Below are 23,003 nucleotides of genomic sequence, written 5' to 3'. Positions count from 1 at the left end.
CGGCTTGCACCTGTGTTGTATCTAAGCTGTGCCCATGCCATCCGACTCCCCCGCCGCGCCCACCGTCACCGCGGCCGACCGCGTCTACCGCCACGTCAAGCAGGGCGTGCTGGAGCGCCGCTACGAGGGCGGGGTGCTGCTCACCGAGGGCGAGGTCGCCGAGGCCGTCGGGGTGTCCCGCACCCCGGTCCGCGAGGCGCTGCTGCGGCTGGAGACCGAGGGCCTGCTGAAGCTGTACCCGAAGAAGGGCGCGCTGGTGCTGCCGGTCTCCGCGCAGGAGATCGCCGACGTCATCGAAACCCGGCTGCTGGTCGAGGAGTTCACCGTACGCAGGGCCGTGCCCGCCCCGCCCGCCCTGCTGGAGCGGCTCGCCGCCCTGCTCGCCGAGCAGCGGCGGCATGCCGCCGGGGGCGACACCGCCGCCGCGATGACCGCCGACCGGTGCTTCCACGCCGAGATCGTGCGCCACGCCGGCAACGCCATCCTCTCCCGCCTCTACGACCAGCTCCGCGACCGGCAACTGCGGATGGGCGTCGCCCTGCTGCACGCCCACCCCGACCGGATGGACCGCACACTGGCCGAGCACGCCGAGATCCTGGACGCGCTGCGCGCCGGGGACGCGGAGGCGGCGGCCGCGGCGGTGCGCGGACACATCGGACGGGTCGAGGCGCTCGTGCGGGGGGCGGGTCGATGAGCGCCGCCACCGAGGGAAGGCACGCCGGCCCCGTCCCGAAGGATCCGCCCGGCGGGCGGGAGGCCGTCGCCGTCTGGTCGATCGGCGTCGCCGTCTACTTCGTCGCCGTCATCTTCCGGACCAGCCTCGGCGTCGCCGGACTCGACGCCGCCGACCGCTTCCAGGTCAACGCCTCCGCCCTGGCCACCTTCTCCCTGCTCCAGTTGCTGGTCTACGCGGGGATGCAGATACCCGTCGGCCTGATGGTGGACCGCCTCGGCACCAAGAAGGTGCTCACGCTGGGCGCCGTCCTCTTCACCGCCGGGCAGATCGGCTTCGCCCTGTCGCCGTCCTACGGCATGGCGTTGGCCGCCCGCGCCCTGCTGGGCTGCGGCGACGCGATGACCTTCATCTCCGTCCTGCGGCTCGGCACCCGGTGGTTCCCGGCCCGACGGGCGCCGCTGATGGCCCAGCTGGCCGGGCTGGTGGGCATGGCCGGAAACCTCGTCTCCACCCTCGTCCTGGCGCCCGTCCTGCACGGCATCGGCTGGGTCCCGGCCTTCGCGGGCAGCGCCGTCGCCGGGCTGGTGGTGCTGGTCCCGCTCGTGCTGTTCCTGCGGGACCACCCCGACGGGTACGGGAGCCCGCCCGTCGCGCGTGCGGCGGGGCGGGGGGCCGCCGGTCGGTTCGTGCGCCGGCAGATCGCCGACTCCTGGCGGGAGCCCGGCACACGGCTCGGCCTGTGGGTGCACTTCACGACCCAGTTCCCGGCGATGGTGTTCCTGCTGCTGTGGGGGATGCCCTTCCTCGTCGAGGCCCAGGGGCTGTCGAGGACCGCCGCGGGCGGGCTGCTGACCCTGATCGTGGCCTCGAACATGGCCTTCGGGCTGGTCTACGGGCAGGTCGTCGGCCGTCGGCAGGGAGCACGGATCCCGCTGGCCCTCACCACCGTCGGCGTGACCGCCGCCCTGTGGGCCGCCGTCCTCGTCCACCCCGGGGACCGGGCCCCGATGTGGCTCCTGGTCACGCTGTGCGTGGTGCTCGGCACCTGCGGTCCGGCCTCGATGATCGGCTTCGACTTCGCCCGGCCCGCCAACCCGGCCGAGCGGCAGGGCACCGCGTCCGGCATCACCAACATGGGCGGCTTCCTCGCGTCGATGACCACCCTGCTCGCGGTGGGCGTCCTGCTCGACGCCACCGGGGACGACTACCGGATCGCCTTCTCCTCGGTCTTCGTCCTCCAGGTGCTGGGGACCAGCCAGATCCTGCGGCTGCGGGGCCGCGCGCTCGCCCGGGAACGCTCCCGGGCCGCCGCCGCCGTCCCCTGCGCGCAGGCCGCCGCTCCCGCCGCGGACCCGGCCTCACCACCGGCCGCGGCCGGGGTCTGAGGTACGGGTTCCGGGGCGCTACGGAGTGACGGCGAACGCGGCCAGGATGGCCTCGGCCAGCTCCTGATCGCCCTCCGCCTTGACCCGGTCGGCGACCGTGCGGGGCCGCACCCGGCCCGCGGCGAGGCGGACGTACGTCTCCCAGTCCAGGGTCAGCGTCACGGCCGGGCCCAGCGACGGCGACTTGTCCAGGGTGCCGCGACCCGCCGCGTCCACCCGTACGGTCCGCATGAACTCCAGCTGCCCGTGCACGTCGATGACGACCGCCGAGTTCGCCGGGGCGCCCGCGCCCTTCGCGACCGCCTTCGGCAGGCCGGCCAGCAGCATGTCCTGCGCCACGTACGCGCCGGGGGAGTCCCAGTTCCCCGGCACGCCCAGCGCCGCCCTCAGGTCCTGCTCGTGGATCCACACGTCGAAGGCGCGCAGCCGCAGCGCCTGCTCCAGCGTCACCTGCTCGCCGAGCGGCCCGCGCACCATCGTGGCCGGATCCCGCTTCTCGTTGCGCAGCTGGCGCGAGCGGCGGATGACCGTGTACTCCAGCTCCGAGGTCATCTCCGGAGCGGTGTGGTGGCGGCGGACGTCCACCTGGACTTCCATGTAGCGGGTGAACTCGTCCACCACGTGCCGCAGATCGCGCGGGAGGGTGTGGATCGGACGGGGGTCTCCGAGCTGCTCGCACTCGATGCCGATGATGTGTGACACAACGTCACGGACGGACCAGCCGGGGCAGGGCGTCGCCCGGTTCCAGTCGCGCTCGGGCAACGGGAGGACCAGCTCGGATATCGCCTCGATGGAATGCGTCCACGCGTCGGCATAGGGCTGAAGGCTGGGATGGACGGTCAACGGGACCCCTCGCGTGCTGTTCAGTGGCGCGTTGTGGACTATGCCCAAAAGTACGCTGCCGGTGAGCACCCCGGCAGTGCTTTCGTGTGACGATCGTAGGCCCGAGTCGACGGCTGACAAGCCAGGACGGTGGTACTGTGCGCGCTTCGCTGATCCAAATCGCGGTGAATGAAGGGGAGTCGGTCGCTTCCCGCCGGTCCCGCGTGGCCGAACTCGTACGGGATCAGAGCGATTCCGATCTCGTCGTGCTGCCCGAACTGTGGACCGTGGGCGCCTTCGCCTACGAGCAGTTCGAGACCGAGGCCGAACCGTTGGACGGCCCCACCTACGAGGCCATGTCCGACGCGGCCAGGGACGCCGGCGTCTGGCTGCACGCCGGCTCGATCGTGGAGCGCGCGGGCGACGGCTCCCTCTACAACACGGCCCTCACCCTCTCCCCGACGGGCGAGCTCGCCGCGACCTACCGCAAGATCCACCGCTTCGGCTTCGACCAGGGCGAGGCCGTCCTGCTGTCGGCGGGCGACTCCCTGACCACGGTGACCCTGCCGGAGCAGACCCTCGGCATCGCCACCTGCTACGACCTGCGCTTCCCGGAACTGTTCCGCGGCCTGGTCGACGCCGGCGCGACGACGATGGTCGTGGCCGCCGGCTGGCCGGCCCGCCGCAGGTCCCACTGGACGCTGCTGAACAGGGCGCGGGCGGTCGAGGACCAGTCGTACGTCCTCGCCTGCGCGCTGGCCGGCACGCACGCCGGCGTCGAGCAGTCCGGGCACAGCCTGGTGGTCGACCCGTGGGGCGAGGTCCTGGCCGAGGCCGGGCCGGGCGAGGACGTCGTCACGGTGGACCTGGACCCGAAGAAGGTCGCCGAGACCCGCGACCAGTTCCCGGCGCTGAAGGACCGGGCGCTGGGTCTGCGGGCCCCGGGCGGTGCGCGGTGAGCGCGCCCGAGGGGCGGGAGGCGGAGGTCGAGGCCGCGCAGGAACCCCACGTGCCCGCCCCCGGCGAGCGCGCGGTGCGCGACCGGGTGTGCGACGAGGCCACCGGCATGGACCACCACGAGGCCCACGAGGCCCTGGAGGCGGCCAGGGACGCGGACGCCGATCCGGCCGTCGTGGCGGAGTGGCAGCGCATCACCGAGCACCTGGAGGCCCACGGCGGGCCGTACTCCCCGGATTCCGACCCCTTCGCCCAGGGCCGCCTCGCGGCCCGCGCCCACCACGCGGAGGGGGCACGGGCGCAGACCGCGTAGGGCGGTGCCGCCCGGTCGGGGCGGTCGGGCGACCGGGCCTACCGGGCCGACCGCTCCGACCGGGCCCGCTACTCCGACCGCCCCCCGACCGGGGTCAGCCGACTGCGGCACGGGCGGCGTCGCCGAGGGTGCCCCGGGCGTCCTCCCCGGCCCCCTCCCGGGCGTCCTCGCCCTCCCGCTCGGTCATCCGGATCACGCACACGGCGACCGCGATCAGCAGGGCCGCGTCCGCGTCCTCCCGGATCACGTCGACGGCGTAGGTCTCGCGGATCCGGTACCACTGGCGCGAGACCAGCGCGAGCAGCTCGCCCGCGTACTCGATCTTGAACTCGCGCTCCGCGATCCGGCCGCTGACGTCGAGTTCCGTCCCCTCGACCAGCGTCACGCGGTGATGGTGGCGCAGCAGCGAGAGCCGCTTGCGGCGGATGACCGCGAGCCGCCGGTCGTCGCGCTCCAGCGTCATCGCGTCGCGCAGCGAGAACAGCTTCTCCCGCAGGGTGAGCAGGATCCGCCCGTCGGGGTCCTTCAGCTCCAGGGTGTCGCGCAGCCGCAGCGCCTTCCCGTCGACGAGGAAGGCGTGCCGGCCGTCCTCGTCCTCGATCCAGTAGTCGTCGCCGATAGCGAGCACTTTGTCCCGTACGAGGTATTTCATGCGGTCATCGGTGCCCGCGATAGGTTGCAGCCATGCCTCTCCTCTACGTGACCGACCTGGCGTACCCGGCCCGCGGCCGCCGCTACGGCGACGAGGACGTGTTCCTCACCTCCCGGCTGCGCGAGCACTTCCCCCTCGCCGTCTGCCACCCGCTGGACGCCGCGGCCCTGATGGGCGGCTTCGACGCCGTCGTCGTCCGCAACAGCGGCCCCGTCCTGCACTACCAGCAGGCCTACGACGCCTTCCGGACGGCCGCCCTCGCCACCGGGACCCGCGTCTACAACCCGCTCGGCGGACGCGGCGACATGGCCGGGAAGCAGTACCTCCTGGACCTGACCGCCGCCGGGTTCCCGGTCATCCCCACCATCGACGACCCCGCCGACCTGCACCTGCTGCCCGAGGTGCCCGAGTACGCGGTCAAGCCCAAGCAGGGCGCCGACTCCATAGGCCTCACCTTCACCGCGCACCCGGCCGGCCCGGCGGGCGAGGTGCTGATCCAGCCGCGGATCGACTTCGCCTACGAGGTGTCCTTCTACTTCGTCGACGACGCCTTCCAGTACGCCCTCCACGCCCCCGACCCGGCGCGCCGCTGGGACCTCGTCCCCTACGAGCCCACCGACGAGGACCTGGCCTTCGCGAGCCGCTTCATCGCCTGGAACACCCTCGCGCACGGCATCCAGCGCGTGGACGCCTGCCGGGCACCCTCCGGGGAACTGCTCCTCGTCGAACTGGAGGACCTGAACCCGTACCTGTCCCTGGACCTGCTGTCGGAGCCCGCCCGGGACGCGTTCGTGGCGGCCCTGGTCGGCTCCCTGAAGTCCTTCCTGGCATCGGCCCCACCGACGCCCGCGCCGTAGGGCGGCCCCCGCCCACCCGCCTCACGGCGCTCTTCGCACGGCCGTGACGGGCGCTTCACGACCGGATGGCAAGCTTGAAGGATGAACGATGCTGCCCCGGCGCCCACCCCCGCGCCCGCGCCCCGCCGACGTGCCCGTGTCCGTGCCCCCGAGCTGATCGGCAAGGGCGGCTGGCTGAACACCGGCGGCAAGGATCTGACCCTGGCCGACTTCCGAGGTCGCGTATTGATCCTCGATTTTTGGACGTTCTGCTGCATCAACTGCCTGCACGTCCTCGACGAGCTCCGTGAGCTGGAGGAGAAGCACCGGGACACCATGGTGATCGTCGGCGTGCACTCGCCGAAGTTCGTCCACGAGGCCGACCACGCGGCCGTGGTCGACGCCGTCGAGCGGTACGAGGTCCACCACCCGGTCCTGGACGACCCCGAGCTCGCCACCTGGAAGCAGTACGCCGTGCGGGCCTGGCCCACGCTCGTCGTCATCGACCCCGAGGGGTACGTCGTCGCCCAGCACGCCGGTGAGGGCCACGCCCACGCCATCGAGCGGCTGGTCGAGGAGCTGGAGGCCGAGCACGAGGCCAAGGGGACCCTGCGGCGCGGCGACGGGCCCTACGTGGCGCCCGAGCCGGTCGCGACCGACCTGCGCTTCCCCGGCAAGGCCCTGCTGCTGCCCTCGGGGAACTTCCTGGTGTCGGACTCCACCCGGCACCAGCTCGTCGAGCTCGCCCCGGACGGGGAGGGCGTCGTGCGCCGCATCGGCAGCGGCTCGCGCGGCTTCACCGCCGAGAGCTTCAGCGAACCCCAGGGCCTGACGCTGCTGCCCGACGGCCGCGTCGTCGTCGCCGACTCCGTCAACCACGCGCTGCGCACCTTCGACCCGGTCACAGGGGCCGTCGAGACCGTCGCCGGTACGGGACGCCAGTGGTGGCAGGGCTCGCCGACCTCGGGCCCGGCCCTTGAGGTCGACCTGTCCTCGCCCTGGGACGTCGCCTGGTGGCAGGGCAAGGTGTGGATCGCCATGGCCGGCGTGCACCAGCTGTGGACCTGGGACCCCGAGACCGGCACGGTCGCGGTGGCGGCCGGGACCACCAACGAGGGCCTCGTCGACGGGCCGGCCGCCGAGGCCTGGTTCGCCCAGCCGTCGGGGCTCGCCGCCGCCGGGGACCGGCTGTGGATCGCCGACTCCGAGACCAGCGCCCTGCGGTACGTCGAGGCAGGGGCGGGCTCCGGGGCCGACGGCTACGCGATCGTCACCGCCGTCGGCAGCGGCCTGTTCGACTTCGGCCACCGCGACGGCGACGCCGCGCAGGCCCTCCTCCAGCACCCGCTCGGGGTCACCGCCCTGCCGGACGGCTCGGTAGCGGTTTGCGACACGTACAACCACGCGCTGCGCCGCTACGATCCCGCCACCGGGCAGGTCTCGACGCTCGCCACCGACCTGCGCGAGCCGAGCGACGCGGTCCTCGTCGACGACGACATCGTGGTCGTGGAGTCCGCCCGGCACCGGCTGACCCGGCTGCGCCTGCCCGAGGAGGCCGTACGGGTCGACGCGGTCGCCCACCGCACCCGGCGGGCCGCCACCGAGGTCGCCCCCGGCACGCTGCGCCTCGACGTGGTCTTCCAGGCCCCGGCCGGCCAGAAGCTCGACACCCGCTACGGTCCCTCGACCCGGCTGCTGGTCTCCTCGACCCCGCCGGAACTCCTGGTGTCCGGCGAGGGCCGGGGCACGGACCTGTTCCGCGACCTGGAACTGAACCCGGAGGTTCCCGAGGGCGTGCTGCACGTCTCGGCGATGGCCGCGTCCTGCGACGACGACCCGGCGAACGAGTACCCGGCCTGCCACGTCCACCAGCAGGACTGGGGCGTGCCCGTCCGTCTCGTCCCGGACGCCGCGACCCGCCTCCCGCTGGTCCTGGCGGGCCTGGACGCGGAGTAGTACCGGAGCGGAAGCACGGGAACCCCCGGCCCGCGACGTGCGGTCCGGGGGTTTCTGTCGACCGGCCGGTCGGTCAGCCCTGCAGGAAGGAGAGCAGGGCGTTCGCGAGGAGGTACGGGTCGTCGGCGCCGCAGAGTTCGCGGGCGCTGTGCATCGACAGGATGGCCACGCCGATGTCGACGGTCTGGATGCCGTGACGGGCGGCGGTGATCGGGCCGATCGTGGTGCCGCACGGCATCGAGTTGTTGGAGACGAACGTCTGCCACGGGACGCCGGCGCGCTCGCAGGCGCCCGCGAACACCGCGCGGCCGCTGCCGTCCGTCGCGTACCGCTGGTTGACGTTGACCTTGAGGATCGGGCCGCCGTTGGCGCGCGGGTGGTGCGAGGGGTCGTGCCGTTCCGCGTAGTTGGGGTGCACCGCGTGTCCGGTGTCGGAGGACAGGCAGATGGTGCCCGCGAAGGCGCGGGCCCGGTCCTCGTAGGTGCCGCCGCGAGAGAAGACTGAACGTTCCAGCACGTTGCCCAGGAGCGGGCCGTCGGCGCCGGTGTCCGACTGGGAGCCGTTCTCCTCGTGGTCGAAGGCGGCCAGCACCGGGATGTGGTCGAGCTTGTCGGCCGTGGAGACGGCGGCGAGCGCCGCGACGCCCGCGTGCACCGACAGCAGGTTGTCCATCCGCGGTCCGGCGAGGAGTTCGCGGTCGCGGCCCAGGTAGGCGGGCGGTTCGATGGAGTGGACCATCAGGTCCCAGCCGGCCACCGAGCCCTGTTCCAGGCCCTCTTCCTCTTCGAGGAAGGCGATCAGGTCGCCCTCGCGGGCGTCGCCCAGGCCCCAGATCGGCTGCATGTGCCGCTGCTTGTCCAGCTTCAGGCCGTCGGTGTTCACCGACCGGTCCAGGTGGACGGCGAGTTGGGGAACCCGCAGCAGCGCGCGGTCGATGTTGACGAGGCGTTCGGTGCCGTCGCGCAGCGTCAACCGGCCCGCCAGGCCGAGGTCCCGGTCCAGCCAGGTGTTGAGCAGGGTGCCGCCGTAGATCTCGACGGCGACCTGCCGCCAGCCCTGGGAGCCGGTGTCCGGGACGGGCTTGACCCGCAGGTTGGGGGAGTCGGTGTGCGCGCCGACGATCCGGAAGGGAGTGTGCGCCGCCGCGCCCTCGGGGACGTACCAGGCGATGAGGGCGCCCCCGCGGAGTACGAACCTGCCACCCGTGCCCGAGTCCCAGGCATCCGATTCCGACAACTGCCTGAAGCCCGCCTTCTCCAGCCGTGCGGCCGAGTTGGCCACGGCGTGGTACGGCGACGGACTGGCCGTCAGGAAGGTCATCAGATCGTCGGTGTGTCCGCGGTCGAAGCGGGCGGGAGAGGTCATGTGGTTCACCTTAACGACGGTCGTGTTCGCCATTGGCCGGACTGCGGCGGATAGCGGAAAGGTCGAGGACCGCGGGGTGTGTGGCCCGAAGTCCCTTCGCGATCAGCCCGGCGGACGCTCGAATCTGCGCTGCAACTGCCTGCGCTCGCCCCGACGGATGCGCGGGAGCATCTCGGGGGTCTGCGCGGGGCGCTGCGCGCGTCTTTTGCGTCCGGCGCAGAAGATACAGGCCTCGCCGGGAGGGGCATCGGGGTCGATCGGCGCGCCGGGGTGTTCGGAGCATCCCGAGGCGTTGCGGGGCCGGGACAGTTCGCGGGCCACGATGAAGGCGCGGTGCAGGTCGTCCGCGATGCGCACGAAGTCCTCGTCGGCGGAGCCGAGGGTCAGGTGGAACCGCTGCTCGTCGACGACGCGCAGGTAGTGGCGCAGGACGTCGAGGCCGTACGGGGGCTCGGGCACCGGGTAGCCGAGCCGCCGCTGTTCCCCGGCGGCGGGTCCGGCGGCGCGGGTGCCCTGGAGGCGGCGGCCGAGGCGGCGCCGGTCGTTGCAGATGAGGCAGCGGCCCCAGCCGTCCGGTGCCTCGGGGTCGAGCGCGCCGTTGGGGTGCTCGGGGCACCCGGTGTAGCTCTTGGCGGGGGCGAGGCCCGCGGCGGTGCGGAAGGCCAGGTAGAGGGCGTCGGCCACGGGCTCGTACTCGGCGGGGTGGGCGCCGTCGTACAGCTCCTTGACGCGGTCGCCGAGGGCGCCCACATTCGCCTGCAGCTCCTTGAGGGCGTACGGGCGCCCGGTGGGGACGGAATACCCCCTGCTGCTGTGCTGCTCCTGTGGGCTCATGTCTACGAGCGTGCCACGAACCGCCGACAAGAGTGGCCGGACCCCCGGCAGGGAGGTCCGGCCACTGTGCGTACGCGCGGGGCGTACGAGCCGATCGGCGGGGCGCGGTGCCTTAGAAGGCGGCCTCGTCGAGGTCCATCAGGGAGTTGTCGACGATCTCGGCCAGGCGGCGCTGGACGGAGACGTTCGGCAGGATCTCCGCGGCGAAGAACTTCGCGGCGGCGATCTTGCCCTGGTAGAAGGGCACGTCCTTCGCGGAGGCGCCGGCGAGCTTCTCGGCGGCCACGGCCGCGCCCTTGAGCAGCAGGTATCCGACGACGACGTCACCGGAGGCCATCAGCAGGCGGGTGGTGTTCTGGCCGACCTTGTAGATGTTCTTGACGTCCTCGCCGGTGGCGGTGAGGTCGACGATCATCTGGCCGACGATGCCTTCGAGGTCCACGGCGGCCTTGGCGAGGGCGTCGCGGGCGGGGGCCAGGTCGTCGCCGCCGACGGCCTCGGCGAGGAACTTCTTGATCGTCTCGGAGAGGACGTTCAGCGAGGCGCCCTGGTCGCGGACGATCTTGCGGAAGAAGAAGTCCTGGCCCTGGATCGCCGTGGTGCCCTCGTAGAGGGTGTCGATCTTGGCGTCCCGGATGTACTGCTCGATCGGGTATTCCTGGAGGTAACCGGAACCGCCGAAGGTCTGCAGCGACTGGGCGAGCTGCTCGTAGGACTTCTCCGAGCCGTAGCCCTTGACGATCGGCAGGAGCAGGTCGTTCAGGCCGATGTCGGCGGAGGCGTCCTCGCCGGCGGCCTGCTTGAACTGGATCTCGTCCTGCACGGAGGCCGTGTAGAGCACGAGGGCGCGCATGCCCTCGGCGTAGGCCTTCTGCGTCATGAGCGAGCGGCGTACGTCGGGGTGGTGCGTGATGGTGACCTTGGGCGCGGTCTTGTCCATGAAGTTGGCCAGGTCCGGGCCCTGCACGCGCTCCTTGGCGTACTCCAGCGCGTTGAGGTAGCCGGTGGAGAGCGTCGCGATGGCCTTCGTGCCGACCATCATGCGGGCGAACTCGATGATCATGAACATCTGGCGGATGCCGTCGTGCTTGTCACCGATCAGCCAGCCCTTGGCGGGGTGCTGGTCGCCGAAGGTCATCTCGCACGTGTTGGAGGCCTTGAGGCCCATCTTGTGCTCGACGTTGGTGGCGTAGACGCCGTTGCGCTCGCCCAGCTCGCCGGTCTCCCAGTCGAAGTGGAACTTCGGGACGAGGAAGAGCGAGAGGCCCTTGGTGCCGGGGCCGTGGCCCTCGGGGCGGGCGAGGACGTAGTGGAGGATGTTCTCCTCCATGTCGTGCTCACCGGAGGTGATGAAGCGCTTCACGCCCTCGATGTGCCAGGAGCCGTCGGCCTGCTCGACGGCCTTGGTGCGGCCGGCGCCGACGTCCGAGCCGGCGTCCGGCTCGGTGAGGACCATCGTGGAGCCCCAGCGCTTCTCGACGGCGATCCCGGCGACCTTCTTCTGCGCCTCGTTGCCCTCCTCGAAGAGGATGCCGGCGAACGCCGGGCCGGAGGAGTACATCCACACGGCCGGGTTCGCGCCGAGGATCGTCTCCGCGAACGCCCAGATCAGGGAGCGGGGCGAGGTGGTGCCGCCGATCTCCTCGGGCAGGCCCAGACGCCAGTACTCGGAGTCCATGAAGGCCTTGTAGCTCTTCTTGAAGGACGCCGGGACGGGCGCGGTGTTCGTGGTCGGGTCGAAGACCGGCGGGTTGCGGTCGGCGTCCTCGAAGGAGGCGGCCAGCTCGTTCTCGGAGAGCTTGGTCATCTCGCTGAGGATGGTCCGCGCGGTGTCGGTGTCCATCTCGCCGAACGGGCCGGTGCCGTACAGCTTGTCGCGTCCGAGCACCTCGAAGAGGTTGAACTCGATGTCGCGGAGATTCGACTTGTAGTGCCCCATGGCGACGGCTCCGTTAAGGCTCGGTGAGACGGGTTCCTCGTGCATACCACTCGGTAACAACATGATGCTACCCGTCGGTAATAAGGGCAACCCTTCTCCCTCGACTGTGACCAGGGTCAAGCCGGGTCGAGCCGGGTCAAGCCGGGTCGAGCCGATTCAAGCCGGGGGCGGTGGAGTGCCGCCGGAGGGTCCCGGGCCGCCCCCGGCCCGCCCGCAGGCCTCAGGCGACGCCTTCCCGGGCCCGCGGCGGCTCCGGGAACGCCAGGCGCGGCGAGCCGCCCGCCCACCACACGCCGATCACGAACGCCGCCGTGGCCTCCACGTACGCGGCCCGGTCCAGCCCGCCCGCCGGCATCGGGCTCCACCCCATCCCGGTGATCAACTCGCCGACGTGCCCGGCGGCCTCCGCGTCGTCCGCGCAGAACGGCACCGCGGGCGGGACCTCGCCGAAGCCGTCCGCCGGCCGGTCCCACATGCTCGCGTGGGCCAGGTTGAAGGCCTTCACCACCCGCGCGCCGGGCGCCGCGGCCGCGATCAGGCCCGCCACGCTCTCCCCGGGCCCGGTGGTCAGCATCACCCCGCCAGGGCCCGGATCCAGCGCGTTCGCGCAGTCCACGACCGTCCGCCCGGCCAACGCCCCGGCGTGCTCACGGGCCAGTTCCGGGGCCACCCCCGCCGGCACCGCGAGCAGCGCCACCTCCCCGTACCCGGCCGCCGCCGCGGGCGTCCCGTGGCCGGCCGCCCCGATCCGCCCGGCGAGCGCCCGGGCGGCCGCGCCGTCCCGACCGCCGACGAACACCTCGTGGCCGGCCCGCACCCAGGCCCCGCCCAGGGCCTCCGCCATCGCTCCCGTACCCATCACGCCGATCCGCATCGCCGCGTACCCCTTCCGTTCCCGATCCTGCTTCCGGTGGCCGAGGCTACGGAGGCCGATGCGCACCGTCCGGTGTCCATCGGCGCGGGCAGGATGGCGGCATGGAGAAGCTCCCCGATCCGGCCGCGGGACTGCCGGACCTCGCGTACACGGCGGACTGCCGGGCACGCGTCGCCTTCGAGGTACTGGCCAACCGGTGGGACAGCGTCGTGGTGTTCACGCTCGGCGCGACCGGCCCGATGCGGCCGCGCGCGCTGCTCGCGCGGATCGGCGGGATCGGCCCGAAGGTTCTCAACGAGGCCCTGCGGCGGCTGGAGCGCAACGGCCTGGTGGAACGCCGACCGTACGCCGAGGCCCCGCCGCGCGTGGACTACGCCCTGACCGAGGCCGGCACGGCGCTGCTCACGCCGATGCGGGCGATGGGCGCCTGGGCCGCCCGGTACACGGACGACGTCCTCGACGCCCAGGACCGGTACGCGGGGCGCGCCGACGGGACCTGAGCGGGGCCCGGACGGGCTCCTAGGGCTGCGCCAGCTCCGCCCAGACGGTCTTACCGCCGGTCGGCCCGGGGTGGACGCCCCAACGGACGGCGAGGGCGTCGAGCACCGCGAGGCCCCGGCCGGACTCGTCCGTGTCGGCGGCCTCGCGCAGGACCGGCCACACGCGCGGATCGGGATCGCCGACCTCGACCCGGGTGCGGCCGTCGGGGGTGCGGGTGACGGCGAGGGACACGGGGGTGCCCTCGCCGACGTGCACGATCACGTTGCCGACCAGCTCGCTCAGGCACAGCTGGAGGTCGTGGCAGGGCGCGTCCAGGTGCGCCCGCACGGCCCGCCGCAGCGCCGACACCTCCTCGGGCAGCGCGAGCAGCCCGGTGCGGAACGGCCTCACCGGCCCACGGCCCGGTTCAGGGCGGCGGTGAGCCGTTCGGCGGTGCCCGGGTTGCAGTTGCCGAGGCTGATCAGGGGCGGGGTCCGGTGGCTGCCGGCGTACGAGGGGAGGTGCAGGTCGAGGGAGGGCAGGGTGATCCCGTGCGCGGTGAGGGCGGCGCGCAGCGCGCTGAGGGCCTCGGCCGCGATGCGGTCGTTGGCGTGGTCGCTCATGGGGGACTTCCGTTCCGGTGCGGAGTGTGACGAAGCCCTCACAGCGTGGAGCGGGTCGGCGTAGCGTGGGAAGGGTTTCAGGTTGCGCTGGGCAAGTGGCAAACGGTGGTGGTGGGTTGTGCCCGCTCGCAAGGACACGGACGCGTCGGCGAATGTGCCGTCCTTCTACGGGGCGGAGCTGCGGTACAAACGGGAATCCGCCGGGTTCACGCTGGAGCAGCTGGCCGAAGGCAGCTTCCGGGGCGTGCCGTTCCTGAGCCAGATCGAGCGCGGCGAACGCCGGATGCCGATGGATCTGGCTCAGCACGTGGACGCGAAGTTGGGGACGGACGGTTTTTTCCAGCGGCGCTGTGAAGATGCGCGCAAGGCGAAGCAGTCGGGGCACGCGGAGTACTTCGCGGACGTCGCGGAGATGGAGCAGTTCGCGGAGACCATCGAGGAATGGGCGCCCATGCTTGTCCCGGGATTGCTCCAGACGCCCGCCTACGCTCGGGCGATCAGTCGGGCCGCCATGCCCCGCGCGACCGACGCGGCGATCGAGAAGCTGGTCGTCGCCCGGATGGGGCGGGCCGAACTCTTCGGCCAGGAGTGCCCGCCCGAATTCTGGGCGGTCTTGGACGAGTCGGTGATCCGCCGCCCTGTCCTGCCCGCGTGCCAGATGGCTGAACTCGTGGAGCACATTGCCGCCGTGGTCCGCAGGACGCGGGCCATTCTGCAAGTCGTCCCGCAAACGACCCCCGCTCACGCGCTCATGATGGGGATGGCCAAGGTGATGACTTTCCCGGATGCGCCTCCGGTGGTCTACGTGGAGAGCTTGCACAGCGGGCAGCTCATCGACTTTCCGGCCCTCGTGAAGGAGTACCGCAGGTCTTACGATCTGTTGAGGGCCGCCGCTTTGCCGCCGGAGGCGTCCCTGGCCCTTCTCGACGCTGCGGCAGAGGACTACCGAAATGGCAAGCAGCGGATTTGACTTGAGCATCGCCACCTGGCGCAGGAGCAGCTACAGCAACGGCACGGGTGGTGACTGCGTAGAGGTCGCCGAGGCCTTCCCCGGCGCCGCCACCTGGCGCAAGAGCAGCTTCAGTAATGGCAGCGGCGGAGAGTGCGTAGAGGTCGCCGACGGGCTCACCGGACTCGTTCCCGTCCGGGACTCCAAGCGTCCCGGCGGCCCTGCCGTGATCGTCACCGCCGCCGCCTGGGTGCCGTTCGTGCGGGCCCTCGTGGGCGGGGAACTCGTCGGCTGAGGCACGGCCCCCACCCCCACCCCCGGAAGGACTGGCCGGTACCCGCCGGTACGGGGTCGGCCGCTCGGTAGGGTGGGCCGCATGTACGGCTACGACCAGAATCCGGGCGCCCAGCAGCAGGGCTACGCGCAGCAGCCCCCGCCCCAGCAGGGCTACGCGCAGGCGCCGCTGTACCCGGAGCCGTCCCCGCCCTCCCTCGCGGACGCGGTCAGGGCCTTCACGACGGGGTCGCTGTCCGCCGAGGACTTCCAGCAGATCTTCGCCACCTCGAAGGTCTACTGCCCGCGCGGCGAGACCCCCGGGTTCCTGGCCCTGCACAACACGCAGCAGCCGGTGATCCCGATGTTCACCACGCTCAAGGAACTGCGCCGGTACGCCGGCAAGGAGTCCAAGTACTTCGTGATCACCGGCGCCGAGGTGATCGACCTGCTGCCCACCGGCTACGGCTTCGTCCTCGACATGGAGGGCGACCACCGGATGGTGTTCGACGCGAAGGCGGTCGAGCAGATGGTCGACTTCGCCATGCGCCGCATGTACGGCTAGTCCCCCCGACGGCGGCCGACGGGGGCGGGACGGGGGCGGGCGGATGCTGAGGGTGCACTTCACGGCCGAGGACCTGTTCAACGTCACCTTCGCGGCCGAGCCGCTGCCGCTCGTCGAGCTCGCGTTGGCGCTCGTCGCCTGGCAGCGCACCGACGAACCCGCCGTCTTCGGCCGCTGGCGCGGCGGCGTCACCCGCGAGCTGCCCGGCCGGGCGCGGCCCCTGCTGGACCTGTTGCGCCCCGACGGGGACAACCCGCAGTTCGTCGAGCCGTACGCCGCCACCCTGGAGGAGGGCCTCGCGGCCGTACGGGACGCCGGGCCGCGGCTGACGCCCGGCGAGCTGCGGCGGGTGGCCGCGCGGGCCCCCGGGCCGGCCTCCTGGCTGCGGGCGCTGTGGGGCCAGGACCGGGAGGCCTGGGACGTGCTGGACGGGGCCCTGCGGGCCGCCCACGAGACGGTCCTCGCCCCGCACTGGCCCCGGATCCGACAGTCGTTCCGGGCGGACGTCGCCTGGCGCACCCGGCTGTTGGCCACCCACGGCATCAAGGCCTGCCTCGCCAGCACCCATCCCCGGTCGGGCTGGTCCGGTACGGCCTTCGAGGTGGGGTTGCCGCCCGACTACGAGGTCCGCCTCGGCGGACGCGGGCTGGTGCTGATGCCCTCGGTGTTCTGGACGGGCCGGCCGCTGCTCGCCGGGCGCCCCGACGGCTCGCACGTCCTGATGTACCCGGCGCTGACCCCGCTGCCGCTGGCCGCGCCCGGCCCGGCCGGGGGCGCGCTGGACGCCCTGCTCGGGCGGACCAGGGCGGCCGTCCTGCAACTGCTGGTGGAGCGGCGTACGACGAGCGAGGTGGCCCGGGACCTCGCGATCAGCCTCCCCTCGGTCTCCGAGCACACCCGGACGCTGCGCGCCGCCGGGCTGATCACCACGGAACGCGACGGCAAGGCCGTCCTCCACTCGGCGACGGGCCTCGGCGTCGACCTGCTGCGCAGCGGGGCCTGAAGCCTTCGGGCACCGCCGAAAGGATCGCGGCACCGGGTCCCGACGCCGGAGCATCGGTGTCGGCGGGGGCCACCGGGTCTCCGCGACCGAGGCACGGGAGGTACGGATGCCACGCGTTTCGTTACGTCACAGGCTCGCGGCGACGACGGCGGCGGCCGTCATGACGCTGGGCGCGGCCGTCGTGTCGGCCGCCCCGGCGCAGGCGGGGACGCCCGGCACCACGGGCGCCACCACGTCCTGCCCGAGTGGCTACGCCTGCATCTACCGGGGCACCACGGAGGCCAGCGGGATCCGGGACAAGTGGAACAGGCGCGGGGTCTACAAGATCTCCAACTACACGCAGCGCCACCTGGTCGTGAACAACCAGACCGGCGGCTGGAAGATCTGGTTCTCGCGGAACTCGAACGGTTCCTGGCCCGACTTCGCGGTCTACGCGGGGCACCCTGCGGTGGTCGACATGCTGCCGTTCAACTCGGTCTCGATCGAGCCGTAGGCGTGGGGCCCGGTCCGGGCCCCGCGGCAGGGCCGCCCTTCGCCGGGCACGGGGGTCCCGGCGGTCGGCGGCCGGGACCCCGGCCGGGTGCGGCGCCGCCGTCAGGCGGTGCGGTGCCCGGCGCGGCGGTGGGTCAGTGCCGCGACGACGCACCAGGCGAGGGCGACGGCCACCAGGGCCGCCGCTCCCGCGGCCAGGACCGGCGGCTCCGGGCGGAAGCCGAGCGCCAGCCGGGTCCCGAGGAACAGGGCGACGAAGCCGACGCGGCCGGGCGCGTACACGGGGATGCGCGCGGCCGTGGCGCGCAGCAGCGCGGTGGCGACGAGTCCGGCGGCGGCGCACCATGCGAGGAGGACCCACGGGGAGCCGGGCGCGGCGCTGGGGATGCCGTACTCCTCCGGGCCCAGGCGGAAGGCTGCCGCGACCCAGCCGGCGGCCACCGCGCCGACGGTGATGCCCAGCACCCACAGGGCGTGCCGCCACAGGGGTCCGGGCCTGCGGGTTTCGTCCTGGTCGGCGTCGCCGGTGACGTCGTCGAAGGTGAAGAGGTTGCTCACGTCCGGTAGGACGCGGAGTCGGGCGCAAGGGTTGGCGCGGGGCGGGAATTACCCCGGCGGGCTTTCCGTTGTGGGCGGGTGTGGCAGAAAGTTCGAGTTTCAACTAAACTCGACGCAGAAGGAGGTCCTGACCATGCCCGCAGTGACTGTTGAGAACCCGTTGACCCTTCCGCGCGTGGCCGAGCCGCAGACGGCCGCCGCCCGCAAGGTGCTGGCCGTGACCACGGCCCCGACGGGATTCGAGGGCGAGGGGTTCCCGGTGCGCCGCGCGTTCGCCGGGATCAACTACGAGCACCTCGACCCGTTCATCATGATGGACCAGATGGGCGAGGTGGAGTACGCGCCGGGCGAGCCGAAGGGCACCCCCTGGCACCCGCACCGCGGCTTCGAAACCGTCACCTACCTGATCGACGGAACCTTCGTCCACCAGGACAGCAACGGCGGCGGCGGAGTCATCAACGGCGGTGACACGCAGTGGATGACCGCCGGTGCGGGCCTCCTGCACATCGAGGCCCCGCCGGAGGCCCTCGTGGTGTCGGGCGGCCTGTTCCACGGCCTCCAGCTGTGGGTCAACCTCCCGGCCTCCGACAAGATGATGCCCCCGCGCTACCAGGACATCGGCGGCGGCCAGGTCCAACTGCTGACCACCCCCGACGGCGGCTCCCTGCTCCGCGTCATCGCCGGTGAGCTGGACGGCCACCAGGGCCCGGGCATCACCCACACGCCGATCACGATGATCCACGCGACCGTCGCCCCGGGCGCGCAGATCACCCTGCCGTGGCGTGAGGACTTCAACGCCCTCGCGTACGTCCTGGCCGGGCGCGGTTCGGTCGGCCAGGAGCGGCGTCCGATCCGGAAGGGCCAGACGGCCGTCTTCGGCGAGGGAGGCTCCCTCACCATCCGGGCCGACGAGTCCCAGGACTCCAACGAGCCCGCGCTGGAGATCGTGCTGCTCGGCGGGCGCCCGATCCGGGAACCGATGGCGCACTACGGGCCGTTCGTCATGAACAGCCGGCAGGAACTCCAGCAGGCCTTCGACGACTTCCAGGCGGGCCGGCTCGGCCGGATCCCGACGACGCAGCGCACGGGCCTCGGCCACCGCGGCGCCGGCGAGGCCGACCAGGACTGACCGGTCGCCCGGTCAGTCACCCACCGCGGGCGCCGGCTCCTGCCGGTCGGCGCCGAGCGTCTGGGTCGCGGCCAGCCGGGCGTACAGGCCGTCCTGGAGCAGGAGTTCGGCGTGCGTGCCCGAGGCGCGCACCCGGCCGTCCTCCAGGACGAGGATGCGGCGCGCGCCCGTCACCGTGGACAGGCGGTGGGCTATCACCAGGACGGTGGTGGTGCGCGCGATGTCCGCGATGACCTCGCGCAACTCGCTCTCGTTGAGCGCGTCGAGTTGCGACGTGGCCTCGTCGAGCAGCAGCAGCCGGGGCCGTCGCAGCAGCGCGCGGGCGATGGCGACGCGCTGGCGCTGGCCGCCGGACAGGGCCGTGCCGCGATGGCCGACCTCCGTGTCCAGGCCCTGCGGCAGGCCGTCGACCAGCGCCGTCAGCCGCACCTGGGCCATGACGCGGCGCACGTCGTCCGGGCTCGCGTCCGGGGCGGCGAACGTCAGGTTGTCGCGCAGGGTGCCCGCCAGGACCGGGGCGTCCTGCTCGACGTAGCCGATGGTGCGGCGCAGTTCGGCCGGGTTCCAGTCGCGCAGCTCGCGGCCGTCGACGGTGATGCTGCCGCCGTCGATGTCGTAGAACCGCTCCAGCAAGGCGAACAGCGTGCTCTTGCCGGTGCCGGAGGGGCCGACGACGGCGGTCAGCCCGCCGGGCCGGATCTCGAAGTCGGCGCCGTCCAGGACCGGTCGGCCGTCCTCCCGGTAGCCGAAGACGACGTCCCGGAAGACGATCCCGGCGCCGCCCTCGGCAGCCACCCCTTTGCCCACGGCCGGCGCGCGGTCCCCTTCCTCGTCCTCCGGGGCGAGTTCCAGCACCTCGTGGATGCGGCGGACGGCCGCCGTGCCGACCTGGAGGCCGCCGATCCCGCTCGCCAACTGGGCGACCGGCCCCACCAGGTAGAACAGGTACAGCAGGAAGCCGATCAGCGAGGCGACGCTCATCGACCCGTTCGCGACGCGCGCCCCGCCCAGACCCAACACCGTCAGGAACGCCAACTGCACCACCAGGCCGCTGGAGGTGCCGGCCACCGCACCCCAGCGGGCGGCCCGCAGGCCCGCGAGCCAGGCGCCCCGCGCCGCACCCTCCAGGACGGCGCTCTCGCGCCGTTCGGCGCCGCTCGCCTTCACCGTACGGATCGCTCCGAGCAGCCGCTCCAGCCCCGAACCCAACTCGCCGAGGGCTTCCTGGGCCTCCTTGCTCGCCCGAGCGATGCGCGGCATCACCAGCGCGGTGCACCCGCCGATGGCGACGACGACACCGAGCACGGCGAGGAACAGGACGACGTCGAGCCAGGCCATCAGGACCAGCATGCCGATCAGGGTGACGGAGCCGATGAGGGTGTCGACCAGGTTGTTGGTCGCCGCCTCCCGCAGCAGGGTGGTGTCGGCGGTGACCCGGGATATGAGGTCGCCGGGAGGCCGCCGGTCCAGGTCCGCGACGCGCAGCCGCGGCAGCCGGTGGATCAGCCGCCGGCGGGCGCCCAACACCACGCTCTCGGCGGCCCGCTCCACCGTGTACACGCCGAACGCACTGGTCAGGGCCCCACCCACGATCAGCAGGGCGAGGAGCAGCACCTGCCGGGTGACGGACCCGTCGACTGCGAGCGCCTCGACGAACGACTTGGCCACCAGGGGCTGGGCGAGCCCGCTGATCCCGCCGAGCGCGCTCAGGGCGGCGCCGGCGATCAGTGCCCTGCGGTGCGGGCGGGCGTGTTCCAGCAGGGTGCGGGTCGCGCCGGGCGCGGCGGCGGTGGCGGCGGTGGCCGCCGCCGCGTCGCCCGTGGCCGTGGCCGTGGCCGTGGCCGCGCCCGCCGCGTCGCCCGTCGCCGCGTCCGCGTCCGTCGCGTCGCCCTTCGTCGTGCCGGCCTTCATCGTGGTGGCTTCCTTCGTTCCGTCATCGGTCGGTGGGTCAGGACATCCGCAGGATGGTGAGGATCTCGGGCGCCTTCTCGAACAGCCGCCGGCCCATCGTCCGCAGCGTGACCAGGACGGCCAGCAGCCCGTACGCCGTCCCCAGCGGCAGCAGCACCCAGGAGGACGCGGAGCCGTCCAGGGCGACGGCGCCCACGATCACCGGGACGACGGCCACCACCCCGACGAGGGAGCCGAGGAAGTTCGCCAGGTGGTAGCCGCCGCTCTGACCCGGCGCGCTCACGCTCCACGGGTCCTCGGGGTACGGGTAGGGGCGGAACACGCTGATGACCATGCCCAGCGCGAAGGTCACCCCGAGCAGCGCGAAGCTGACCCCGAGCGCCGCGGCGAGCTGGTCGGTGCGCCCGGTCGCGAGGGCGACGCCGCACCCCACGGCGGTCAGCCAGGGCAGGATGAACACCAGCTGCGGGAGCAGCCGGCCCACGAGCTCGGCGCGGGCCTGCGCCACGGTGCGCAGTGTGGCGACGTTGCTCCAGATCGCGGAGCCGTCGAGGGCGAACAGCACTCCGGGCACGGTCAGTCCGAACACCCAGGCACCGCCGACGGCGACGTACGGGGTCCGGCCCCCGACCGGCACCATCACGACGGGGAACAGCACCGCGTACGCCAACGCCGCGATCATCGTCATCCGGTGCCTCGGCGACCGGGCGAAGGCAGTGAACTGGTGGTGGGCCACCAGCAGGGTCCGGCTGGAGGCGAGCAGGCGGGCCCGCCGGCCGGTCGCCCGCGCGGCCCGGACCTCGCCGGCCCGGGCCGTGGAGGAGTCCGTGGTGGTCATCAGTCGGGCCAGGGAGCCGTGCCACCACACCATCAGGAGGCCGATCAGGGCCGCCGTCGCGGCCAGTTCGAGCACGGCGGTACCGGTCCTGCCGTCGGCGGCGGCCCGGACGGCGTCGGCCGGCCAGCCCGGCGGGGTCCAGCGCAGGACCCGTACGACGACGGGCGGCAGCGAGAGCCCCGACCCGACGGTGGTCAGCAACAGGTAGGCGGCGTACCCGCCGACCGCGGTCAGCAGGCCGCCGAGGGCGGCGGCGTCCTTGCCGCGCCGACCGGTCAACGCCCGTGCGAAGGCGGCCAGTACGGCCCGGGAGGCGACCACGCACAGCAGCAGCGCGAGCGGCACGGCGAGGACGGCGACGACCGCGCCGGCCACGCTGTCGAACGCGCCCTCGGCGGCGCCGACGACCGCTCCGGTGATCAGGACGAGGGTGCACAGCGGCCCCGGGCCGACGAGCGCGGAGGCCGTCGCCCCGGCGATCAACCGGCGCGGCCGGACGGGCAGCACGGCGAGGCGGGTCGGATCGGAGCTCTCGTCGCCGCCCGCGCCGAAGGACAGCGGCAGCGCCAGCCAGGCGACGGCCAGCCCGGCGAGGGCGAGCACGGCGAAGTCGGCCGCTTCCGGTTCGCCCCGGGACCCGGCCAGGCCCACGGCCACCCAACAGGCGCCGACCAGGCTGATGAGCGAGCCGGCGACGAAGCCCACGGCACGGGCGGTACTGCGGCGCAGACTGCTGCGCAGGAGGGCGAGTTTCAGCCCGACGAAGACCCCAACCATGCGAGGCTCCCTCCCTTCGCCTTCCCGGCCGGGGCGCCGACCAGTTCCATGAACCGCTCGTTCAGGCTCCGACCGGCCCGCACCTCGTCGAGCGTGCCGTCGGCGACCACGCTGCCCTTCGCCATGATGGCCACGTGCGTGCACAGGGCGGCCACGAGCTCCATGACGTGACTGGAGAAGATCACCGTCGAACCGGTCGCGGTGTACTGGCGCAGCACCTCGCGGATCGTCTCGGCCGACACCGGGTCGACGCTCTCGAAGGGCTCGTCGAGGAAGAGGACCGGCGGGTTGTGCAGCAGCGCGGCAGCCAGACCGATCTTCTTGCGCATGCCCGTCGAGTAGTCGACGACCAGCTTGTCGCCGGCCTCGGTGAGCCCGAGCACGTCCAGCAGCTCCTCGGCGCGCGCCTCGGTGTCGGCGGCCGGCAACTCCCGCAACCGGCCCGTGTAGCGCAGCAGTTCCCGACCCGACAGCCGCTCGAACAGGCGCAGCCCGTCGGGCAGGATGCCGATGCGGTGCTTGGCCTCGTACGGGTCCTGCCAGACGTCGTACCCGGCGACGCGGACGGTGCCCGCGTCGGGCCGCAGCAGTCCGGTGATCATCGACAGGCTGGTGGTCTTGCCGGCGCCGTTGGGGCCGACCAGGCCGTAGAAGCTGCCCCGGGGGACGGTGAGGTCCACGCCGCCGACGGCGGTCCTGCCGTCGAACTCCTTGCGCAGTCCTCGTACTTCCACGGCCGCCGGGACCGTCTCGCCTTCGGGGGGGTGGTGCATCGTGCTGCCTTCCGGCTGGGTG

Annotated in this window: 25 protein-coding genes; 13 read left to right on the top strand and 12 right to left on the bottom strand. The window is 72.9% G+C overall.

Annotated elements, in window-relative coordinates; translation table 11 throughout:
* The first annotated feature begins 34 nt into the window (after window positions 1–34).
* Window positions 35–694, top strand: coding sequence for a GntR family transcriptional regulator (locus tag ACFVS6_RS01065; protein ID WP_389699846.1), 660 nt, complete (start codon window positions 35–37; stop codon window positions 692–694).
* Window positions 691–2,061: a nitrate/nitrite transporter gene (locus ACFVS6_RS01060; protein ID WP_389699845.1), complete on the top strand. Its 1,371-nt coding sequence runs from the start codon at window positions 691–693 to the stop codon at window positions 2,059–2,061. The genes ACFVS6_RS01065 and ACFVS6_RS01060 overlap by 4 nt, the downstream gene beginning before the upstream one ends.
* Window positions 2,062–2,079: 18 nt before the next feature.
* On the opposite strand, the gene ACFVS6_RS01055 is transcribed toward ACFVS6_RS01060, so the two are convergent.
* A complete protein-coding gene (locus ACFVS6_RS01055; RefSeq protein WP_389699844.1) occupies window positions 2,080–2,904 on the bottom strand; it encodes a maleylpyruvate isomerase family mycothiol-dependent enzyme in 825 nt (274 codons plus the stop codon).
* A gap of 137 nt (window positions 2,905–3,041) precedes the next feature.
* Between ACFVS6_RS01055 and ACFVS6_RS01050 the strand changes: the two genes are divergently transcribed.
* A complete protein-coding gene (locus ACFVS6_RS01050; RefSeq protein WP_389699843.1) occupies window positions 3,042–3,842 on the top strand; it encodes a carbon-nitrogen family hydrolase in 801 nt (266 codons plus the stop codon).
* Window positions 3,839–4,153 (top strand): hypothetical protein, encoded by a 315-nt coding sequence (locus ACFVS6_RS01045; RefSeq protein WP_389699842.1) that lies wholly within the window; start codon window positions 3,839–3,841, stop codon window positions 4,151–4,153. Before ACFVS6_RS01050 ends, ACFVS6_RS01045 begins: the two co-directional genes overlap by 4 nt.
* 94 nt (window positions 4,154–4,247) lie before the next feature.
* Here ACFVS6_RS01045 and ACFVS6_RS01040 read toward each other — a convergent pair whose 3' ends face one another.
* Window positions 4,248–4,805 (bottom strand): LURP-one-related/scramblase family protein, encoded by a 558-nt coding sequence (locus ACFVS6_RS01040; protein ID WP_389699841.1) that lies wholly within the window; start codon window positions 4,803–4,805, stop codon window positions 4,248–4,250.
* A gap of 32 nt (window positions 4,806–4,837) precedes the next feature.
* Between ACFVS6_RS01040 and ACFVS6_RS01035 the strand changes: the two genes are divergently transcribed.
* Window positions 4,838–5,662 carry a hypothetical protein gene (locus ACFVS6_RS01035; RefSeq protein ID WP_389699840.1) on the top strand — a complete coding sequence of 275 codons (825 nt, stop codon included), beginning with the start codon at window positions 4,838–4,840 and terminating at the stop codon, window positions 5,660–5,662.
* 81 nt (window positions 5,663–5,743) lie between these two features.
* On the top strand, window positions 5,744–7,597 hold the full coding sequence (locus tag ACFVS6_RS01030; RefSeq protein ID WP_389699839.1) for an NHL domain-containing thioredoxin family protein: 1,854 nt from the start codon (window positions 5,744–5,746) through the stop codon (window positions 7,595–7,597).
* Window positions 7,598–7,670: 73 nt separating this feature from the next.
* Here ACFVS6_RS01030 and ACFVS6_RS01025 read toward each other — a convergent pair whose 3' ends face one another.
* From ACFVS6_RS01025 to ACFVS6_RS01010, 4 genes are all read right to left on the bottom strand, one after another.
* Entirely contained in the window at window positions 7,671–8,963 is a 1,293-nt protein-coding gene (locus tag ACFVS6_RS01025; RefSeq protein WP_389699838.1) for a M18 family aminopeptidase, read from the bottom strand.
* Window positions 8,964–9,065: 102 nt separating this feature from the next.
* On the bottom strand, window positions 9,066–9,797 hold the full coding sequence (locus ACFVS6_RS01020; protein WP_389699837.1) for a hypothetical protein: 732 nt from the start codon (window positions 9,795–9,797) through the stop codon (window positions 9,066–9,068).
* Window positions 9,798–9,909: 112 nt separating this feature from the next.
* A complete protein-coding gene (locus tag ACFVS6_RS01015; RefSeq protein WP_389699836.1) occupies window positions 9,910–11,736 on the bottom strand; it encodes an acyl-CoA dehydrogenase in 1,827 nt (608 codons plus the stop codon).
* Window positions 11,737–11,956: 220 nt separating this feature from the next.
* Complete coding sequence (locus ACFVS6_RS01010; protein ID WP_389699835.1) at window positions 11,957–12,610, bottom strand: NADPH-dependent F420 reductase; 654 nt, start codon at window positions 12,608–12,610, stop codon at window positions 11,957–11,959.
* Window positions 12,611–12,711: 101 nt separating this feature from the next.
* Here ACFVS6_RS01010 and ACFVS6_RS01005 point away from each other — a divergent pair, with 101 nt between their 5' ends.
* Window positions 12,712–13,110 carry a winged helix-turn-helix transcriptional regulator gene (locus tag ACFVS6_RS01005; RefSeq protein ID WP_389699834.1) on the top strand — a complete coding sequence of 133 codons (399 nt, stop codon included), beginning with the start codon at window positions 12,712–12,714 and terminating at the stop codon, window positions 13,108–13,110.
* Window positions 13,111–13,129: 19 nt separating this feature from the next.
* Here the strand turns inward: ACFVS6_RS01005 and ACFVS6_RS01000 are convergent, their stop codons facing one another.
* The gene (locus ACFVS6_RS01000) at window positions 13,130–13,501 is read right to left on the bottom strand and encodes an ATP-binding protein (RefSeq protein WP_389699833.1); all 372 of its coding nucleotides are present in this window, start codon (window positions 13,499–13,501) and stop codon (window positions 13,130–13,132) included.
* Complete coding sequence (locus ACFVS6_RS00995; protein WP_389699832.1) at window positions 13,498–13,713, bottom strand: hypothetical protein; 216 nt, start codon at window positions 13,711–13,713, stop codon at window positions 13,498–13,500. The genes ACFVS6_RS01000 and ACFVS6_RS00995 overlap by 4 nt, the downstream gene beginning before the upstream one ends.
* Window positions 13,714–13,831: 118 nt before the next feature.
* On the opposite strand from ACFVS6_RS00995, the gene ACFVS6_RS00990 reads away from it, so the two are divergent.
* From ACFVS6_RS00990 to ACFVS6_RS00970, 5 genes are all read left to right on the top strand, one after another.
* Window positions 13,832–14,683: a helix-turn-helix domain-containing protein gene (locus tag ACFVS6_RS00990; RefSeq protein WP_389699831.1), complete on the top strand. Its 852-nt coding sequence runs from the start codon at window positions 13,832–13,834 to the stop codon at window positions 14,681–14,683.
* Window positions 14,664–14,957, top strand: coding sequence for a DUF397 domain-containing protein (locus tag ACFVS6_RS00985; protein ID WP_389699830.1), 294 nt, complete (start codon window positions 14,664–14,666; stop codon window positions 14,955–14,957). The genes ACFVS6_RS00990 and ACFVS6_RS00985 overlap by 20 nt, the downstream gene beginning before the upstream one ends.
* Window positions 14,958–15,038: 81 nt before the next feature.
* Window positions 15,039–15,500, top strand: a complete 462-nt coding sequence (locus ACFVS6_RS00980; protein WP_281208892.1) for an SseB family protein — start codon at window positions 15,039–15,041, stop codon at window positions 15,498–15,500.
* A gap of 43 nt (window positions 15,501–15,543) precedes the next feature.
* Entirely contained in the window at window positions 15,544–16,503 is a 960-nt protein-coding gene (locus ACFVS6_RS00975) for an ArsR family transcriptional regulator (RefSeq protein ID WP_389699829.1), read from the top strand.
* Window positions 16,504–16,609: 106 nt separating this feature from the next.
* Entirely contained in the window at window positions 16,610–16,996 is a 387-nt protein-coding gene (locus ACFVS6_RS00970; protein ID WP_389699828.1) for a hypothetical protein, read from the top strand.
* Window positions 16,997–17,097: 101 nt separating this feature from the next.
* Here the strand turns inward: ACFVS6_RS00970 and ACFVS6_RS00965 are convergent, their stop codons facing one another.
* Window positions 17,098–17,553 (bottom strand): hypothetical protein, encoded by a 456-nt coding sequence (locus ACFVS6_RS00965; protein WP_389699827.1) that lies wholly within the window; start codon window positions 17,551–17,553, stop codon window positions 17,098–17,100.
* A 133-nt stretch (window positions 17,554–17,686) separates the two neighbouring features.
* On the opposite strand from ACFVS6_RS00965, the gene ACFVS6_RS00960 reads away from it, so the two are divergent.
* The gene (locus ACFVS6_RS00960) at window positions 17,687–18,682 is read left to right on the top strand and encodes a pirin family protein (RefSeq protein ID WP_389699826.1); all 996 of its coding nucleotides are present in this window, start codon (window positions 17,687–17,689) and stop codon (window positions 18,680–18,682) included.
* 12 nt (window positions 18,683–18,694) lie between these two features.
* Here ACFVS6_RS00960 and ACFVS6_RS00955 read toward each other — a convergent pair whose 3' ends face one another.
* From ACFVS6_RS00955 to ACFVS6_RS00945, 3 genes are read right to left on the bottom strand one after another with little or no spacing between them, the layout of a single operon-like run.
* On the bottom strand, window positions 18,695–20,593 hold the full coding sequence (locus ACFVS6_RS00955; RefSeq protein WP_389699825.1) for an ABC transporter ATP-binding protein: 1,899 nt from the start codon (window positions 20,591–20,593) through the stop codon (window positions 18,695–18,697).
* A gap of 37 nt (window positions 20,594–20,630) precedes the next feature.
* Window positions 20,631–22,208 (bottom strand): transporter, encoded by a 1,578-nt coding sequence (locus ACFVS6_RS00950; protein ID WP_389699824.1) that lies wholly within the window; start codon window positions 22,206–22,208, stop codon window positions 20,631–20,633.
* Entirely contained in the window at window positions 22,184–22,981 is a 798-nt protein-coding gene (locus ACFVS6_RS00945) for an ABC transporter ATP-binding protein (protein ID WP_389699823.1), read from the bottom strand. Before ACFVS6_RS00945 ends, ACFVS6_RS00950 begins: the two co-directional genes overlap by 25 nt.
* Between the last annotated feature and the right edge of the window lie 22 nt (window positions 22,982–23,003).

Origin of the sequence: Streptomyces sp. NPDC057939, assembly GCF_042887545.1 — a bacterium.
Classification (GTDB): domain Bacteria; phylum Actinomycetota; class Actinomycetes; order Streptomycetales; family Streptomycetaceae; genus Streptomyces.
Note: the sequence above shows the minus strand (reverse complement) of the source record. Positions and strands in the feature narration are given on the sequence as shown.